The following is a 1,026-nucleotide window of genomic DNA, read 5'->3' as shown; positions in this document are numbered from 1 at the left end:
GTGGGCCATGGCGAAACTGGCGGACAACGGGCAGGAGCGGACACCAGAACTCAAAGAGGCCGTGGCCACGCTGTTGCCCCACGTGAACGCACAGAAAGCTAGCTTTAAACCTCAGGAAATCGCCAACCTGCTATGGGCCATAGCGAAACTGGTGGACAACGGGCAGGAGCGGACACCAGAACTCAAAGAGGCCGTGGCCACGCTGTTGCCCCTCGTGAACGCACAGAAAGCTAACTTTAAACCTCAGGAAATCACCAACCTGCTGTGGGCCATGGCAAAACTGGTGGACAACGGGCAGGAGCAGACACCAGAGTTCAACGAAGCCGTGGCCGCACTGTTGCCCCACGTGAATGCACAGAAAGACCAATTTAATGCCCAGGAAATCGCCAACCTGCTGTGGGCCATGGCGAAACTGGTGGCCAACTGGCAGGAGTGGTTACCAGAGCTCAGCGAGGTCGTGGCCGCGCTGTTGCCCCATGTGAATGCACAGAAAGACCAATTTAATACCCAGGAAATCGTCAACCTGATGTGGGCCATGGCGAAACTGGTGGATAGCGGCCAGAAGCCGACACCAGAGTTCAAAGAGGCCGTCGCCGTGCTGTTGCACTTGGTGAACGCACAGAAAAACCAATTTACTGCCCAGGGGATCACCAACCTGCTGTGGGCCATGGCGAAACTGGTGGATAGCGGCCAGGAGCGGACACCAGAGTTCAAAGAGGCCGTCGCCGTGCTGTTGCACTTGGTGAACGCACAGAAAAACCAATTTACTGCCCAGGGGATCACCAACCTGCTGTCGGCCATGGTGAAACTGGTGGACGGGCAGGAGCGGACACCAGGAATCAAAAAGACCGCGGCCACACTGTTGCCCCATGTAAACGCACAGAAAGCTAACTTTAAACCACAGGAAATCGCCAACCTGCTGTGGGCCATGGCGAAAATGGTAGATAACGGGCAGGAGCGGACACCACAGTTCAAAAAGGCCCTGGCCGCGCTGTTGCCCCTCGTGAACGCACAGAAAGACCAATT

General features: G+C 56.4%; 1 protein-coding gene. It reads left to right on the top strand.

The genetic code is table 11. The features are described from left to right. Positions 1 to 1,026 (top strand): DUF1601 domain-containing protein (locus CX664_RS24645; protein ID WP_146000328.1); only part of this gene is annotated, 1,026 nt, incomplete at both ends.

It is taken from the genome of Endozoicomonas acroporae, assembly GCF_002864045.1.
Lineage (GTDB): Bacteria > Pseudomonadota > Gammaproteobacteria > Pseudomonadales > Endozoicomonadaceae > Endozoicomonas > Endozoicomonas acroporae.
Note: the sequence above shows the minus strand (reverse complement) of the source record. Positions and strands in the feature narration are given on the sequence as shown.